General features: G+C 66.7%; 17 protein-coding genes and 1 tRNA gene. 7 read left to right on the top strand and 11 right to left on the bottom strand.

The annotated features are described in order from the left end of the window. Positions 1-19 precede the first annotated feature (19 nt). The 9 genes from CMV14_RS08980 to CMV14_RS08940 form a co-directional block, all read right to left on the bottom strand. Positions 20-2,323 carry an ATP-dependent helicase gene (locus CMV14_RS08980; protein WP_066964301.1) on the bottom strand — a complete coding sequence of 768 codons (2,304 nt, stop codon included), beginning with the start codon at positions 2,321-2,323 and terminating at the stop codon, positions 20-22. 174 nt (positions 2,324-2,497) lie between these two features. After that, positions 2,498-2,665, bottom strand: coding sequence for a Flp family type IVb pilin (locus tag CMV14_RS08975; RefSeq protein WP_066964298.1), 168 nt, complete (start codon positions 2,663-2,665; stop codon positions 2,498-2,500). Between the two features lie 410 nt (positions 2,666-3,075). Beyond that, positions 3,076-3,151: transfer RNA gene (locus tag CMV14_RS08970), tRNA-Lys, on the bottom strand. A 37-nt stretch (positions 3,152-3,188) separates the two neighbouring features. Then, positions 3,189-3,671 carry a 2-amino-4-hydroxy-6-hydroxymethyldihydropteridine diphosphokinase gene (folK, locus tag CMV14_RS08965; RefSeq protein ID WP_066964293.1) on the bottom strand — a complete coding sequence of 161 codons (483 nt, stop codon included), beginning with the start codon at positions 3,669-3,671 and terminating at the stop codon, positions 3,189-3,191. Positions 3,672-3,887: 216 nt separating this feature from the next. After that, positions 3,888-4,721, bottom strand: coding sequence for a hypothetical protein (locus CMV14_RS08960; RefSeq protein WP_066964290.1), 834 nt, complete (start codon positions 4,719-4,721; stop codon positions 3,888-3,890). Next, on the bottom strand, positions 4,721-5,026 hold the full coding sequence (locus CMV14_RS08955) for a hypothetical protein (RefSeq protein ID WP_066964287.1): 306 nt from the start codon (positions 5,024-5,026) through the stop codon (positions 4,721-4,723). Before CMV14_RS08955 ends, CMV14_RS08960 begins: the two co-directional genes overlap by 1 nt. Next, a complete protein-coding gene (locus CMV14_RS08950; RefSeq protein WP_066964284.1) occupies positions 5,023-5,499 on the bottom strand; it encodes a putative periplasmic lipoprotein in 477 nt (158 codons plus the stop codon). Before CMV14_RS08950 ends, CMV14_RS08955 begins: the two co-directional genes overlap by 4 nt. A 20-nt stretch (positions 5,500-5,519) precedes the next feature. Beyond that, positions 5,520-6,986 (bottom strand): tetratricopeptide repeat protein, encoded by a 1,467-nt coding sequence (locus CMV14_RS08945; RefSeq protein ID WP_066964280.1) that lies wholly within the window; start codon positions 6,984-6,986, stop codon positions 5,520-5,522. A 13-nt stretch (positions 6,987-6,999) separates the two neighbouring features. Next, the gene (locus tag CMV14_RS08940; RefSeq protein WP_066964277.1) at positions 7,000-7,632 is read right to left on the bottom strand and encodes an LpoB-related protein; all 633 of its coding nucleotides are present in this window, start codon (positions 7,630-7,632) and stop codon (positions 7,000-7,002) included. A gap of 160 nt (positions 7,633-7,792) precedes the next feature. On the opposite strand from CMV14_RS08940, the gene CMV14_RS08935 reads away from it, so the two are divergent. The 7 genes from CMV14_RS08935 to CMV14_RS08905 all read left to right on the top strand — a co-directional run bounded on the left by CMV14_RS08935 (position 7,793) and on the right by CMV14_RS08905 (position 13,116). Further along, positions 7,793-8,425, top strand: a complete 633-nt coding sequence (locus CMV14_RS08935) for a uracil-DNA glycosylase (RefSeq protein WP_066964274.1) — start codon at positions 7,793-7,795, stop codon at positions 8,423-8,425. Positions 8,426-8,521: 96 nt separating this feature from the next. Then, entirely contained in the window at positions 8,522-8,830 is a 309-nt protein-coding gene (locus tag CMV14_RS08930; RefSeq protein WP_066964271.1) for an FtsB family cell division protein, read from the top strand. Positions 8,831-8,925: 95 nt separating this feature from the next. Further along, entirely contained in the window at positions 8,926-10,032 is a 1,107-nt protein-coding gene (gene pdhA / locus CMV14_RS08925) for a pyruvate dehydrogenase (acetyl-transferring) E1 component subunit alpha (protein WP_066964268.1), read from the top strand. Continuing rightward, on the top strand, positions 10,032-11,456 hold the full coding sequence (locus CMV14_RS08920) for a pyruvate dehydrogenase complex E1 component subunit beta (RefSeq protein ID WP_066964265.1): 1,425 nt from the start codon (positions 10,032-10,034) through the stop codon (positions 11,454-11,456). The genes pdhA and CMV14_RS08920 overlap by 1 nt, the downstream gene beginning before the upstream one ends. 96 nt (positions 11,457-11,552) lie before the next feature. Continuing rightward, on the top strand, positions 11,553-11,972 hold the full coding sequence (locus tag CMV14_RS08915) for a response regulator (protein WP_066964262.1): 420 nt from the start codon (positions 11,553-11,555) through the stop codon (positions 11,970-11,972). Then, a complete protein-coding gene (locus CMV14_RS08910) occupies positions 11,941-12,645 on the top strand; it encodes a hypothetical protein (RefSeq protein WP_238147236.1) in 705 nt (234 codons plus the stop codon). The genes CMV14_RS08915 and CMV14_RS08910 overlap by 32 nt, the downstream gene beginning before the upstream one ends. Before the next feature lie 30 nt (positions 12,646-12,675). Continuing rightward, positions 12,676-13,116 carry an EF-hand domain-containing protein gene (locus tag CMV14_RS08905; RefSeq protein WP_066964259.1) on the top strand — a complete coding sequence of 147 codons (441 nt, stop codon included), beginning with the start codon at positions 12,676-12,678 and terminating at the stop codon, positions 13,114-13,116. Between the two features lie 127 nt (positions 13,117-13,243). Here CMV14_RS08905 and CMV14_RS08900 read toward each other — a convergent pair whose 3' ends face one another. After that, entirely contained in the window at positions 13,244-14,308 is a 1,065-nt protein-coding gene (locus CMV14_RS08900; RefSeq protein WP_066964522.1) for a class I SAM-dependent methyltransferase, read from the bottom strand. Positions 14,309-14,368: 60 nt separating this feature from the next. Beyond that, entirely contained in the window at positions 14,369-15,208 is an 840-nt protein-coding gene (lgt, locus tag CMV14_RS08895; protein ID WP_066964256.1) for a prolipoprotein diacylglyceryl transferase, read from the bottom strand. Positions 15,209-15,327 lie beyond the last annotated feature (119 nt).

Below are 15,327 nucleotides of genomic sequence, written 5' to 3'. Positions count from 1 at the left end.
AACGATAGAAAAATTCGGATCAGGGTAGGCTCACGAAACTGTCGAGCACCCGCTTGCGGCCCGCATGCTCGAAATCGATCTCCAGCTTGTTGCCCTCGATCTCCACGACCGCGCCATAGCCGAATTTGCTGTGGAAGACCCGCTGGCCAAGCGCGATGTCCTTGCGCGGTGGCTGGGCGAAGCTCACCGCCGAGGCGCGCGCCTCGACCACGCGCGATCCCGCCTGCGGCTTGCCGAGGCCGCCGGCGGCGGTCGCGCGCTGCCAGCCAGGCCCCCTGCCCGTGCCACGGCTGACATGGGCGAAGGGATCGGCATGTTCGGACCATTGCGCGCGCCACAGCGATTCGCCGCCCGACATGGTCGTCTCGGTCTCGATATGCTGCTCCGGCAATTCGGCGACGAAGCGCGACGGGATCGACGAGGTCCATTGCCCGTAGATGCGGCGATTGGCGGCATGGAGGATGGTGCAGCGGCGCCGCGCGCGGGTGATCGCGACATAGCCTAGCCGCCGCTCCTCCTCGAGGCTGGCGAGCCCGCCCTCGTCGAGCGAGCGCTGCGAGGGGAATACCCCCTCCTCCCAGCCGGGGAGGAAGACGGTGCCGAACTCCAGCCCCTTGGCGGCGTGGATCGTCATGATCGTCACCTTGGGCGTATCGGCCTCGGCGTCATTGTCCATCACCAGACTGACATGCTCGAGGAATTCGCCGAGCGTCTCATAATCCTCCATCGCCCGGGCCAGCTCGTTGAGATTCTCCAGCCGCCCGTCGGCCTCGGTCGACTTCTCGTTCTGGAGCATCGCGACATAGCCCGACTCCTCCAGGATCTGGCGGGTCAGCTCGGGATGCGACAGCTGGCTGAGCAGGTCGCGCCAGCGGGCGATGTCGCCGACGAGGTTGCCGAGCGCGCGGCGCGCCTGCGGGGTCAGTTCGTCGGTGCCCAGGATGCGGGCGGCGGCGAGGGTCAGCGGGATATCCTCGGCGCGGGCGAGCAGGTGGAGCTTCTGCACCGCCTTGTCGCCAAGGCCGCGCTTGGGCGTGTTGATGATCCGTTCGAAGGCTAGGTCGTCGGCGGGCTGGCTGACGACGCGCAGATAGGCGAGCGCGTCGCGTATCTCGGCCCGTTCGTAGAAGCGGAAGCCGCCGACGATCCGGTAAGGCAGGCCGATCGCGATGAAGCGGTCCTCGAACTCGCGGGTCTGGAACTGGGCGCGGACCAGGATCGCGACATCGTCGAGCTTGCCGCCGCCGCGCTCATGTGCCTCGATCTCGTCGCCGATCCGCCGCGCCTCCTCGGGCCCGTCCCAGATGCCGACGATGCGCAGCTTCTCACCCTCGCCCTCCTCGGTCCACAACGTCTTGCCGAGGCGGCCGCCATTATGCGCGATCAGCGCGCTTGCCGCCGCCAGGATATGCGGCGTCGATCGGTAATTCTGCTCCAGCCGGATCACCGTCGCACCGGGGAAATCGCGTTCGAAGCGCAGGATGTTCGCCACCTCGGCGCCGCGCCACGAATAGATCGACTGGTCGTCGTCGCCGACGCAGCAGATATTCTTGCGCTCCTGCGCGATCAGCCGGAGCCAGAGATATTGGGCGCTGTTGGTGTCCTGATATTCGTCCACCATCACATAGCGGAAGCGGTTCTGGTAATCGGCGAGCACGTCGCGATGGCTCTTCAGGATCACCAGCATGTGGAGCAGCAGATCGCCGAAATCGCAGGCGTTTACCGCGCGCAGCCGGTCCTGATATTGCTGGTAGAGCTCGCCGCCACGGCCATTGGCGAACTGCTCGGCCTCGCCCGCGTCGATATCGGCCGGCGTCAGGCCCCGGTTCTTCCAGCGGTCGATCAGCCCGGCCAGCTGGCGTGCCGGCCAGCGCTTCTCGTCGAGGTCGGCGGCGGCCAGCAGCTGCTTGAGCAGGCGCAGCTGGTCGTCGGTGTCGAGGATGGTGAAGCTGGGGGTGAGGCCGACGAGTTCGGCATGGCGGCGCAGCATCCGCGCCGCGACCGAATGGAAGGTGCCGAGCCAGGGCATGCCCTCGACCGCCTCGCCGAGTAGCCGGCCGACCCGCTCGCGCATCTCGCGCGCGGCCTTGTTGGTGAAGGTGACGGCCAGGATCTCCGACGGCCAGGCACGGCGCGTCGCCACCAGATGGGCCAGTCGCGCGGTCAGCGCCGCAGTCTTGCCGGTGCCCGCGCCCGCAAGCACCAGCACCGGCCCCTCGGTGGTGAGCACGGCTTCGCGCTGCGGCGGGTTCAGCCCGCGCAGATAGCCGGGTTCGGGGGCGGGAATGTCCTGAGTCACCCGCGAACAGTTAGGGAACGCCATCACCCGGGGCAAGGCCCGTTCCGGCATCCTCTCCATCGACCCTGCGCCGAAAAATCCCCGGCCGGCAGATACGCACCGGCCGGGGCAGCGGAAGCAGGTCGGAAAACCGGCTGATTTTCTTGTTGGCTGCGGTGTCCGGCGGGCGGGAAATGCTCACCGGCCTGAAGCGCGCCTCTAGCCGGCCTTCATATTGTTGCCGACATTGGTGAAGGTGGTCGACAGCTGGTTGCCCAGCGCGGTCATCGCGGTGATCGCCGCGACCGCGATCAGTGCCGCGATCAGGCCATATTCGATCGCCGTGGCGCCGCGGCTGTCGCGAAGCAGGTTGGTGAACTTGCGCATATGGTGTCCTTATCTGACGTCCTCGTGCGACTTTGGTCTAACCCCCTCCCTGTTAAGGCGGCGTAACGGTCTAGGGTTAAGGCGTCGGAAACCAACGGATTTCCGCCATTTCCTTCATTGAGCGATACCGAATTCGAGCCGTTCGGAACGAGCCGGTCGATGGCTCTGATCGATTCCCTCCACTGGAATTCGTCAGCGCTTTGACGCATAGGTGAACCCACGCACTGCAAAGGTTTGCATAAACATATTGCAAGAAGGATTTGAGTGATGGTTGAACGGCTTCCCGCTCACGCTTTCGTCGTTGCCGCCGCCATCGGCGCGGGCGCCCTCTGGCTGCTGGCCAGCCAGATCGCGAGCATCTTCGTCGGCAGGTGAAGAATGGCGGCCCCAATGGAGATTGGCCGCAATGCTGGTGGGTCCGCCGGGATTCGAACCCGGGACCTCTCGATTAAAAGTCGCTTGCTCTACCGACTGAGCTACGGACCCACCGAAGGCGTCTCCCTATTGGGCGCGGCAGGTCGGGTCAACCGCGGATTAGACGATGTCTGGCTTGGCGGACGGTGCGGGCTCCCCTCCCCACCTTCCAGCCGGGCGCTATCGCCGCCAACGGCCTGAGCACGAAGTCCCTCTGCTCCAGGCCCCGATGTGGAATGGCCAACCTCCGGCCATGGTGATAGCGCCCACCCGACCACAGCAGGATATCGAGGTCAATCACGCGGGCGCCCCAGCGCCGTCCACGCCGGCGGCCGAACGCGGCCTCGATCGCCTTCAGCCGGATGAGCAGCATCGCTGGGCCGAGCCGGGTCTCGATGATCGCCGCGGCATTGGCGAAGCTTCGTCCCGCCGGCCCCAGAGGCGGCGTCGCGATCACCGGCGAGAGCGCCGTCACCCTGATATCGTCGCCCACCAGGGCCGCCAGCGCCGCGCGCAACACGGCGGCGGGCGCGCCATGGCGGCCATGGCGCCGGTTCGAGCCGAGCCCGATCGCATAGAGATATGGCGCCATGCCCCGGCTATAGCCCAGCCGGCCCGGCTTTCCAGACCTTGAATGGAGCCTGATCCGCCCTTGAGATCGGCTAGGGCCGATCGACATTCAGTTCAGACCGAGTCGAAAATGGTGGTTTCCCGTGACCCGGAGCGCAGCGTACTCAAATGTACGTGAGCACCGGAAGCACGGGAAACCGACATTTGCAGGCCGGTATGGGCTGAATGTCGATCGGCTCTAGCCCCAGTTGGCCACGAGGGCCTGCATGATCTCGGACGCGACCCGCGCGCCGACTTGATCGATCGTGGGCGGCAACGGCCGCTCGCGCTCATAGCCGTTCGGCCCCGCCACGAACCGCCCCGGGCCACCCGAAGGCGGCACGCCCTGGGTGACCACCGTCGCCAGCAGCGTACCGCTGCGGATGTCCTTGACGTCGACACGGAAGGTGTAGCCACTGGGCGCGCCGGGATCGGGGGTCTGCAGCACTTCGACCAGCAGATCGGCCTTGCCCATCAGCGCCGACATCTCCACCGCCTGGGTATCGCCGCGATCGACGCCCTTCTGCAGCGCCGTCGAACGCATGATCAGCGTGCGGTCGATCAGCCGCGCCCCGCCCGCCAGCAGGGCCCGATTGAAGCCCTGCGCGGCGCGCCAGTCGGCCCGCTCGGGCAGGCCTGTCGCACGGGCGCCGTCGGCGGTGGCCGCCGCCCGTCCCGAACGCAGCTCGGCATCGACCACGCGGGCGCCGGTGACGACCGATCCGTCATCATAATAGGTCTTGTCGACCGCGCGCCCGTCGACGAGCGTGAAGCGCGACCATTCCTCATAGCTGGTCGACAGCGAATCGGTGAGCTGGCGGTTCCAGAAGATCACCATGCGGGGGCTCTTCCGGCGCGCATAGGCCGCGCGGAAGGCGCCGGCCGTCGCCGCGCCCATCTGCGCGGCGCCCGGCGGAGGCGGGGGCGCCCTCAGAACCTCCGGCATATTCTCCCGATATTGCTGTGCAAGCGCCATATCGGCGCCCAGCATCGCCACGATCAGCATGGCCGCCCGGCCCGTCTTCCCGCCCATCACATCTCCTCCCAGGCCGGAAAGCCGGCATCGGCGAAATCCTCTTCCTCGCCCCAGTCCTCGTCGGTGCCACATCCCCCGTCCCAGCCGAAATCGGCCACGGCGATGAAGCGATCCGGTGAGCCATCGCCGATCACCGGCGGCGTCTCCCGCCAGCCATGAGGCACGGCGGCAGGGGCAGGCGGGAGCGCGGCCAGTGCCGTTTCGACCGGACGGATCGGACGCGGCGGCGGAACCTCCTGTCCCGCCTGCGCCGAGCCGGCAGCGGCGAGCGTCAGCGCTGCGCTGAGCAGGGCGCGGATCATGGCTGCGACGTCCGCACTTCGACGAGATAATATTTGACCTCGTCGCGGCCGATCGAAAGCCCGCGATAGACGCCGGTCGCCTTGGGGGAGAGGATCACCTTCTTCCAATAGGTCGAATCCTCGGTTGGCACCTGGTTCTCGTCCATGAACGAGGAACGCGCGTCGAGCGTCACCGTCTTCTTCGTGCAGTTGACCAGCCGGGTTATCACCTCGACCGAGTTGGTTTCGGTCCGCCGGGCGAACACGCCCTCAACGACAACCTGCTTGGCAAGCTTCTTGTCGGTCATTTGGACGGCGTTGAGGTCGATCGGCGTCATCGCCTTGGGCACGTTGGCGACCAGCACCGGCCCGCCGGGCGACTGAGCCCGCTTCGCATCGCCGATGTCGCACTTAAGCGGCCGGTTCTCGCGCGTCTGGCCGGGCGCCGCCAGCAGGGCGGCGGCGGCGATCGCGCTGAGCAAGTGGATCTTCATAGTCCGTCTCCCTTCGAGAATCAGCGCAGCTTGGCGCGGAAGGCCTCGTCCTTGGCCCACACGTCCTTGTCCTTCTTGCGGGCCAGTGCGACCTTGTCATTGTTGCCCGGCGCCGCGGCCGGCAGGGTCGCCACGCTGCGCGACCGCGCCCAGACGATCCCGCATTTGCCTGCGCTGGCCGACATCGGCTTGACGCCCGCAAGATCGAGCATGTCGCTGTCACGCCGATAGGCCATGCTGACGGGCGGCATGCTCCAATCCTGCGGCCTCAGCGCCGATGGTCTGGCCGCCGCCTTGCCCTTGCCTTTGCCCTTCGCGGCCGGGGCGGCAGCCGGAGCGGCGCCCCAGCGCGTCGTGCCGACCAATATGCCCGATGGCAGGCTGTCCCACATGCGCACGTCGGCGGAGGGCCGCACCGACTTCGAGAACATGCTGATCGCCGCGCCGATGCCCTGCGCATAGAGCGCGTTGCCGCCCATCTGCTGCGCGAAGGTCGAGCCGACCGTCGTCACCACCGTGCTGGTCGTTTCCAGGCCGGCCTTGAACTGCGCCTTGCCGTTGAGGATCCCGTCGATCGCGCGGCCGCCCCGGGTGGAGGCCTGGGTATAGAGATCCGCGGCGGGGACGAGCGGCCAGGCTCGGGTGGTCTTGCCGGTGCCCAGGGTGACGATCGCGCCGTTCTCCGGCAGCGCCGGGCCGGCCTTGAAGACCAACTTCTCCTGATATTGGCCATCGGTCGCCTTGACCGGCCCATGGCCGATTTCGGTCAGCACTAGCAGATTGTCGTTCGGTCCCGGCACCTTGAGCTTGGCATCGATCTTGGCCGCCTGCTCGAAGGCGTCGGCGGCCTGGCTGCCGTCGCCCGCGCAGTGCGAGGCCCAGCCCTGGAGATAGGTCAGCAGGGCGAAATCGGACTGGAAGCTCTCGTCGGCCGAGACGGTGTCCTGATATTCCGCCGCCTTGAACGAGGCGCGGGCGTTGTCGTAATCGCCTTTGCGGAGGTAGAGCAGGCCGCGATAATAATAGGCCATCGCCCGCTCATAGGGCTCGCCCTTGAAATCCTTGTTCACCTCCAGCCGGGTCGCCGACGTCGCCTTCTCGGCCTGCTTGTCCTTGCCGTAGAAGGCCTCGATCCGGTCGAGGGCGCCGTCGAACGCCTTTTCGGCGTCGGCATAATAGCCGAGTTCCATCGCGAGGAGGCCAAGCCGCTCATAGTTGAGCACGGCATTATGTTCGCCGTCATAATAGAGGACGCGATAATATTCGCGCAGCTTCTCCTCGCGGGTCTGGGCGAAGGCCTCGACCTCGTCGGGATAAGGGCCGGGGCCATATTGCGCCTTCCAGGCCGCCACCTGCTTGGCGCGGGCCTTGGCCGCGGCCTTCGCGGCCGCGGGATCGACGGCCGCATCCTGTGCCTGGACGGCGATGGGCAGCGCGACGAGGCTGAACGCGGCCACGCCGGCCGCAAGACGGTTCAAAAGGGTCATCCGGGCCTCCCGATCAGCGATAGACGACGTCGTCGGCGCCGGCGCGGCGGATCTTGTAGGTGCCGTTCCACACCAGCGTGCCATATTCGAGATCGAGCATCTCGAGCGAGATGACGGTCAGCCGCTCCTGCATGCCGGTGTCGTTGTTGCGGCTGTCGAGCGAGGTGATCTTGCCGACCAGCTTATAGTCGGCGCCGGCGGTGGCGCGGGTAAGGCCGGTGGTGCCGGTATCGACGACGCCCTCCCGCTTCAGCGCGCGCTCCCGCTCAACCGCGGCGATGAACTCGCGGCTCACGAAGCGCATCTTGCCGCGCGCCGCGTTCATCAGCTTGCCGCGCAGCTCGTCGGTGATGATGTCCTTGTCGATCCGCTGCGAGCTCTGATTGCGCAGGTCGGAACTGTCGAGGATGATCCGGGGCGGAGTCGCCCGGTCGGAGATTTCCGGATTGGCCATCAGGTCCCGGACCATCTGGTCCGCCATGCGGCCGAGGTCCTGGCCCTCGATGCCGACGCCGGAAACGACGCCGCGCTGATCGGGATCGAGATCGACCGCCTGGTGCGAACGGTCCTTCTTCGCCAGCACCGGCCCAGCGGCGACCGCGAAGCCGAGGATGGCGGCCGTCGCCGCGTAACGCAATTTCACCATGGAAACCCCCATTGATCGTCTTGATGCGGCGCCCCCGCCGCGCGCCTGACGGCGCAGGTCGAACGCTATCCCTGCCGGAAGGCAGGTCAAGGCCCCTCATGACGGTTGCGCAACTGAATTTTTATGACTCGGATCACAGCGCCGGCATTAATCTCCCCTCATGCCCACCGCCGCCGAACCTCACGTGGATTGCCCGTACTGCCCCCGCCTCGCCGCTTTCCGCGCCGAACAGCGCGCCGCGCATCCGGACTGGTTCAACGCGCCCGTGCCGCCGTTCGGCGATCCCGGGGCCTGGCTGGCGATCATCGGCCTCGCCTCCGGCCTGAAGGGCGCCAACCGCACCGGGCGGGCTTTCACCGGCGACGGATCGGGTGCCATGCTGTTCGATGTGCTGGCCGCACACGGACTGGCCCATGGCCGCTACGCGGGTATCGCGGCGGACGGGCTGACGCTCGACGGCGCGATCATCGTCAACGCGGTGCGCTGCGTGCCTCCCGCCAACCGCCCCACTCCGGCCGAGCTTCGTGCGTGCCGCCCCCATCTCGAGGGCCCGCTCGCCGCGCTGCCCCGCCTGCGCGCGATCGTCGCGCTTGGGCGCGTGGCCCATCAGGCAGCGCTGGCGGCGTTCGGGTGCCGGCCGTCGGCTTTTCCCTTCGCCCACGGGGCGATCCATCGGCTGCGGGATGTCTCGCTGATCGATTCCTACCACTGCTCGCGCTACAATCAGAATATTGGGCGGATCGACCACAACATGTTGTGGTCCATTTTCGAAAAGGCCTTGGCCTGCCGTTAAAACGCGCACGTAACATCCTCGAAAAAAAACGGATTTTATCTCTCGGATGATCCGAAAGGGCTTGATCGCGCGACTCGATGATGATTCTGTCCTTGAATGAATCGCGTCCCCTTTCTGCAGATTGCGCGCAGTGCGGCACTGCCGGCGGTGGCGATTCTCATCATCGGCTATTTCGCCAGCGCCGCGCTGGTCGGCCCCAACGGGCTGTTCGCGCTGGGCGGCTATCGCAGCCAGCTCCAGTTCAAGGCCGAAGAGCTGCGCCGGGTCGAAGCGGTCCGCGATCGGCTGCGCCACCACGCCAAGCTGCTCGACCCCGCGAAGGTCGATCCCGATTTCGGCGAGGAGCTGGTTCGCCGCTCCACTGGTCAGGTTCGCCCGGACGAGATCATCATTCCGCGCAATTAAATATCAGTCCCGGTACGAGTTCGCGTTGAAATCCGCGCGGCGCGCGGCCTATATGCCGGCTGTCACCCCCTCCCCAGGGACAAGGAGCCAGCCTCTTGGCGAAGCCAGCACAACCACGCGCCACAGCGAAGAAACCCGCGTCGCGCACGCCCGCGACGGAAAAACCCCAGCCGGTCGCGGCAGCCGCACCGGCCATCTCAAACCGCGAGCGCCCGGCCGAACCGCAGCGCTATCAGGCCTCCAAGGAGGAGATGCTCGAATTCTATCGGCAGATGCTGCTGATTCGGCGTTTCGAGGAGAAAGCGGGACAGCTTTACGGCCTCGGCCTGATCGGCGGTTTCTGCCATCTCTATATCGGTCAGGAGGCGGTGGCCGTCGGGCTCCAATCCGCGCTGGAGGTCGGCAAGGACTCGGTGATTACCGGCTATCGCGACCACGGCCACATGCTCGCCTATGGCATCGACCCGAAGGTGATCATGGCCGAGCTGACCGGCCGCGCCGCCGGCATCAGCCGGGGCAAGGGCGGATCGATGCACATGTTCTCGGTCGAACATCGCTTCTACGGCGGCCACGGCATCGTCGGCGCGCAGGTCAGCCTGGGCGCGGGCCTCGCCTTCAAGCATAAATATGCGGGCGATGGCGGCGTCGCCATGGCCTATTTCGGCGATGGCGCGGCCAACCAGGGCCAGGTCTACGAAAGCTTCAACATGGCCGAGCTGTGGAAGCTCCCGATCATCTTCGTGATCGAGAACAACCAGTACGCCATGGGCACCAGCGTCAACCGGGCATCGTCGGAAGACCAGCTCTACCGCCGTGGCGAGAGCTTCCGCATCCCCGGCATCCAGGTCGACGGCATGGACGTGCTCGCAGTGCGCGGCGCGGCGGAGGAGGCGGTGAAGTGGGTGCGCGCCGGCAAGGGCCCGGTGCTGCTCGAACTCAAGACCTACCGTTATCGCGGCCACTCGATGTCCGACCCCGCCAAATATCGCTCGCGCGACGAGGTGCAGTCGGTGCGCGACAAGTCCGATCCGATCGACCATCTCAAGAAGGAGCTGGAGGCGCTCGGCGTCAGCGAGGACGATCTCAAGAAGCTGGAGAAGGACATCCGCGCGATCGTCGCGGAATCGGCCGACTTCGCCGAGCAATCGCCCGAACCCGAGCTCGACGAGCTCTACACCGACGTGCTGGTGGGACAATATTGATGGCTGTCGATCTGAAGATGCCCGCGCTTTCCCCGACGATGGAGGAAGGCACGCTCGCCAAATGGCTCGTCAAGGAGGGCGACGCGGTCAAGTCCGGCGACATCCTCGCCGAGATCGAGACCGACAAGGCGACGATGGAGTTCGAGGCGGTCGACGAGGGCACGATCGCCCAGATCGTCATTCCCGCCGGGACCGAAGGCGTGAAGGTGGGCGAGGTGATCGCCCGTATCGCCGAAGAGGGCGAGGACGCCTCCGCCGCATCGGCCCCCGCAGCGAAGGCGGAGCCCAAGGCCGTGCCGAAACCGGAGCCCGAGGTCCAGAAGGCCCAGGTTACGGCCCCGGAATCGCCGACCCCGCACAAGATGGAGACCGGCGCGCGCGACCTGGTCGCCGCCGTCGCCGATACCCGCGACGATCCGGAGGTTCCGCAGGGTACCGCACTGGTCAAGACCACCGTCCGCGAGGCGTTACGCGACGCGATGGCGGAGGAGATGCGCCGCGATGGCGACGTCTTCGTCATGGGCGAGGAGGTCGCGCAATATCAGGGTGCCTACAAGGTGACCCAGGGCCTGCTCGACGAGTTCGGCGACAAGCGCGTCATCGACACGCCGATCACCGAATATGGCTTTGCAGGCATCGGCACCGGCGCCGCGATGGGCGGGCTCAAGCCGATCATCGAATTCATGACCTTCAACTTCGCCATGCAGGCGATCGACCACATCATCAACTCGGCGGCCAAGACCAACTATATGTCTGGCGGCCAGATGCGCTGCCCGATCGTGTTCCGCGGCCCCAACGGCGCCGCCGCGCGCGTCGGCGCGCAGCACAGCCAGAATTACGCACCCTGGTATGCCAGCGTCCCCGGCCTGATCGTCATCTCGCCCTATTCGGCGGCCGATGCGAAGGGTCTGCTCAAGGCGGCGATCCGCTCGCCCGATCCGGTCGTCTTCCTGGAGAATGAGCTGCTCTACGGCCAGAGCTTCGATGTTCCCGCGATCGAGGACTATGTCCTGCCGATCGGCAAGGCGCGGGTCTGCCGCGAGGGCAAGGACGTCACGATCGTCAGCTATTCGATCGGGGTCGGCGTCGCGCTTGAGGCCGCCAAGCAGCTCGAGGCCGAAGGCGTGGATGCCGAGGTGATCGACCTGCGCACGCTGCGACCGCTCGACAAGGCGACGGTGCTGGCCAGCGTCAGGAAGACCAACCGGCTGGTCATCGTCGAGGAAGGCTGGCCGGTCTGCTCGATCGCGTCGGAGATCATCTCCATCGCGATGGAGGAGGCTTTCGACGATCTCGATGCGCCGGTCCGCCGGGTCACCAACCAGGACGTGCCGATGCCCTATGCCGCCAATCTGGAGAAGGCGGCCCTGCTGAAAGTCTCGGATGTCGTAGCGGCAGCCAAGGCGGTGAGCTACCGCGATTGAGCGGCGAGCCGCGTCCTTTTAGGGGTTATTGCGGACAGGCGCGTCCGCAATTTGTGTTAAGCTCTCCTGAGTCCGAATCGACTCGGGAGAGCTGACATGCCCCGTGAGAAGCCGAACGAGACGCAGGACAGCCCTTTCCTGGGCCGCCTCCTCTATGTCGAGGACAACGCCCACATCGCGGAGATCACCTGCCTGTTGCTGGAGGATAGCGGGCTGGAGATCACCCAGGCCGAATCCGCAGAACACGCGCTCCGCATCGTCGATGAAAGCGATGTCCCGTTTGACATCGTCCTTACCGACGTGGTCATGCCGGGCCTGAGCGGCGTGCAGCTCGCGCGTCGTCTCAACCGGCGCTGGCCCGACCTTCCGATCGTGCTGGTCAGCGGGTTCAGCGACGAGCTGGCGATGGGCTATGGCGGCCAATATGAATTGCTGCGCAAACCCTTCACGCGCGGCGCGCTGATCGACATATTGCAGCGCCATCTTGACGGCTCGGTCTATCAGACCGCCTGCTGACCCCGCACTTTCCGACCCCGAACGACTGCTGGCGCTGAGCTACGCGCCATCGGACCGCCACGACGCGCTCGCCACGCTGTGGCGGCTCGACGAGCGGCTGGGCGCGATCGTCGCCGCCGCGAACGAGCCCGCCATCGGCGCGATGCGGCTGATCTGGTGGCGCGACGCGCTGATCGCGCTCGACGAGCCGGGTGCCCTCGTCCCGGCCGAACCCCTGCTGGACGATATCGCCACGCGGCTGCTGCCCGCTGGTCTTCCCGGCCGATCGATCGCCGAACTGGAGGAAGGCTGGGCTGCGCTGTTGGAGGCCGAGACGCCGGGCGAGGCTGAAATCCTCGCCCATGGCGAGGAACGGGGCGGCCCACTTTTCGCGATGTCGGCAGCGCTGCTGGGCGCGATGCCCGAGGATGTCGGCCGCGCCGGCGAAGGCTGGGCGCTCGCCGATCTCGGCCACCGCCTGCGCGATCCCGAGGCGAGGGCCTTCGCGCGGATAGAGGCGATGAAGCGATTGACCGATGTCGCTATCGGGCGCTGGCCCGCGCCGCTGCGGCCTCTGGGCCTTCTGACGGTGCTGGCGCGCGGCGACGCCGCCCTGCCCGCCGATCGTCAAAGGCGGCAGGGTTCTCCGAAACGGTTGTTTCGGGCCCTCGCCTATCGGCTGATGGGGCGCTAGTCTCGCTCCGTCACGACGGGGAGACGGGCTATGTGGCGATATCTGGTGGGCGTGCTGGCCGGGGTGCTGCTGGTGGGCGGCGGCGTGGCCCTGTGGCAGAGCTTCGACAAGGGACCGCAACTGGCGCCGGCCGCCCCGCTCCAGGCGGCCGAGCCGACCCCGCTCGCCGAACCGCCCGCCGCGACCGAGAAGACCCGCGAGGAGAAGCGCTTCGGACGCTACGACAAGGACAAGGACGGCAAGGTCAGCCGCGAGGAATTCCTCGCCAGCCGGCGCAAGGCCTATGCCAGGCTCGACGTAAACGGCGACGGCCGGCTGAGCTTCGAGGAATGGTCGGTCAAGACCACCGACCGCTTCGCCAAGGCCGATGGCGACAAGAACGCAACGCTGACCACCGAGGAATTCGCGACTACCCGGATCGCCCGCAAGACGGCGCGCCCGGCACCCTGCGTACCCGAGAGCGAGGGGTGATGCCCCCCTCTCCCGCGTTCGCGGGAGAGGGTCTTTTCGACCAACTCAACCCCGTTTCCAGGAGCCGGGAAAAAGAGAAAGGACCCTCGCCCCATCCTCTCCCGCCAACGGGAGAGGGAGAGAAAGGTCAACCCTCCACCACCTCGAAACCCGCCGGCTTGGGCCAGCGCGGCGCGACCATCGCGATCGCGCGGAACAGCGTGCCCATCTCCTCTTCCGAGGTCAGGCGGTGGTGGGCGCTGCCGATCTCCTCCTGACGGTCGGGATGGCGGCGGGCGAGCGCGGCGGCCCGCGCGGTTATGCCGAGCGTGCCGAGGAAATAGCTTTGCGACACCGGCCCCTCGACCCGCGCCCCGCCCAGCTTGCCGGCCGCGCCCAGCGCGGTGAAGTCGACATGGCAGGTCAGGTCGTTCTGGCCGGGATTGCTGAACACATCGGCATAGGCATGGGCGTTGAGCGCCTGGAGCGTGTCGCCGGCGTCGTAATTCTCATGGCCATAGTCGATCGCGAGCAGCGCCCCCCCCTGCCGCGCGACGCGGGCCGCGAGCGCGCGGGCGATCAGCAGGCCGGCGGGCGAGGTCTCGTAGATGCTGCCGGCGTGCGCCGCGTGGAGATGCTCGGGAATGAGGTCCTCGACGGGTTCGGTGCCGGGCACCGGTTCGAACCCCTCCACGCCATGGCGGACCATCCGCTCACGCCAACCGCCATAGGTCTTGATATATTGGCGGAACGGCAGCGCATCGAAGAATTCGTTGGCGATGATGATCATCGGCCCGGTGGTGGGCAAGGTCGCGATGCTGTCGTGCCAGGTGGCGTGCGGCACCCGTTCCTTCTGCAGCTTGCGCAGCACCGGGCTGGTCTCGACGAAATGGACCGATATGGGGTGGCGCCCCTGCGCCCCGATTGCCCGCAGCGCGTCGGCGGCGAGCGTGCCGCGACCGGGGCCTAGCTCGACATAATGGACGTCGTGCGTGCGCGACCGGGCCCACAGGTCGGCGAACCAGATGCCGATCATCTCGCCGAACATCTGGCTGATCTCGGGCGATGTGATGAAGTCGCCCTTCACGCCGAAGGGATCGTGCGACGCGTAATAATGGCCGTTCGCCGCCTCCATATAGTCGGCGACGGGAATGGGTCCCTCTTCCCTGATCCTCTCGATCAGCGCTTCGGAGAGCGCGTCCTGTATTGTCATCATGGCCATATCTGCGACGTAGAAACCGTCGCGTGATAGCGGAACATGGTTAGCAAATCGCTAAGCCGCATCGATCGAGGGCCGCTTCGAGGCGGTGGCGACCAGGTAGAGGCCGCCGATCAGCATCGGCACGGTCAGGGTCTGGCCCATCGTCAACCCCCAGCTCAGCGTGCCCAGCTGCACGTCGGGTTCGCGGAAATACTCGACGATGAAGCGGCTGAGGCCGTAGCCGAGCAGGAAGATGCCGACGAGCTTGCCCGGCTGGTTGCGGGCATTGGTGCGCCAGAAGAAGAAGGCCAGGACCAGACCTAGCACCAGCCCCTCCAGCCCTGCCTCATAGAGCTGGCTCGGATGGCGCGGCAGGCCGTCCGGAGCGCTCGGAAAGATGATCGCCCAGGGCGCGTCGGTGGGGCGGCCCCACAATTCGCCATTCACGAAATTGGCAATGCGGCCGAAGAACAGCCCGAAGGGCGCGCAGCAGGCGACATAGTCGTGGATGCGCAGCCAGCTCAGCCCCTCCTTGCGAGCCAGGTAGACAATGCCGAGCGACACGCCGAGCGCACCGCCATGGAAGGACATGCCCCCCTGCCACAGCTTCAATATGTCGAGCGGGTGGAGCAGGATATCGGGCTGGTAGAAGAACACATAGGCAAGCCGCCCGCCGGCCAGGATGCCCACGGTGGCGTAGAAGACGAGATCATCGGCATGGCGCCGCGCCATCGGCGCATTGGGCTGGGCGATCAGCCTGGTCAGATAATACCAGCCGAGCAGGATGCCGGCGATATAGGCCAGCGAATACCAGTGGACCTGGAGGAAGCCGATATCGAGCACGATCGGGTTCAGGTGAAGATCGTCGAAATGAAGCGCCTGGGCGGCGGCTGCGAAGACGGGCAGTTGCAAGATCGTCCCCCGGAGGCTGGTGTGCCCCTGCCATAGCCGGGGGATGCGGGGAGAGGAAGCCAAGATCCTCCCTATCGCGCAGCGATGGGGAGGGAGACCACTTGCAGGATGGTGGAGGG

This window comes from Rhizorhabdus dicambivorans (assembly GCF_002355275.1).
In the GTDB taxonomy this organism is placed as follows: domain Bacteria; phylum Pseudomonadota; class Alphaproteobacteria; order Sphingomonadales; family Sphingomonadaceae; genus Rhizorhabdus; species Rhizorhabdus dicambivorans.
Note: the sequence above shows the minus strand (reverse complement) of the source record. Positions and strands in the feature narration are given on the sequence as shown.

Excerpts from the sequence above, each read along its gene's own strand:
- CMV14_RS08915 (WP_066964262.1), top strand. The coding sequence starts at position 11,553 with ATGCCCCGTGAGAAGCCGAACGAGACGCAGGACAGCCCTTTCCTGGGC.
- CMV14_RS08980 (WP_066964301.1), bottom strand. The coding sequence starts at position 2,323 with ATGGCGTTCCCTAACTGTTCGCGGGTGACTCAGGACATTCCCGCCCCC.
- CMV14_RS08935 (WP_066964274.1), top strand. The coding sequence starts at position 7,793 with ATGCCCACCGCCGCCGAACCTCACGTGGATTGCCCGTACTGCCCCCGC.
- CMV14_RS08960 (WP_066964290.1), bottom strand. The coding sequence starts at position 4,721 with ATGGGCGGGAAGACGGGCCGGGCGGCCATGCTGATCGTGGCGATGCTG.
- CMV14_RS08950 (WP_066964284.1), bottom strand. The coding sequence starts at position 5,499 with ATGAAGATCCACTTGCTCAGCGCGATCGCCGCCGCCGCCCTGCTGGCG.
- CMV14_RS08945 (WP_066964280.1), bottom strand. The coding sequence starts at position 6,986 with ATGACCCTTTTGAACCGTCTTGCGGCCGGCGTGGCCGCGTTCAGCCTC.
- CMV14_RS08900 (WP_066964522.1), bottom strand. The coding sequence starts at position 14,308 with ATGACAATACAGGACGCGCTCTCCGAAGCGCTGATCGAGAGGATCAGG.
- CMV14_RS08930 (WP_066964271.1), top strand. The coding sequence starts at position 8,522 with ATGAATCGCGTCCCCTTTCTGCAGATTGCGCGCAGTGCGGCACTGCCG.
- CMV14_RS08905 (WP_066964259.1), top strand. The coding sequence starts at position 12,676 with ATGTGGCGATATCTGGTGGGCGTGCTGGCCGGGGTGCTGCTGGTGGGC.
- CMV14_RS08955 (WP_066964287.1), bottom strand. The coding sequence starts at position 5,026 with ATGATCCGCGCCCTGCTCAGCGCAGCGCTGACGCTCGCCGCTGCCGGC.
- CMV14_RS08940 (WP_066964277.1), bottom strand. The coding sequence starts at position 7,632 with ATGGTGAAATTGCGTTACGCGGCGACGGCCGCCATCCTCGGCTTCGCG.
- CMV14_RS08975 (WP_066964298.1), bottom strand. The coding sequence starts at position 2,665 with ATGCGCAAGTTCACCAACCTGCTTCGCGACAGCCGCGGCGCCACGGCG.
- folK (WP_066964293.1), bottom strand. The coding sequence starts at position 3,671 with ATGGCGCCATATCTCTATGCGATCGGGCTCGGCTCGAACCGGCGCCAT.
- CMV14_RS08920 (WP_066964265.1), top strand. The coding sequence starts at position 10,032 with ATGGCTGTCGATCTGAAGATGCCCGCGCTTTCCCCGACGATGGAGGAA.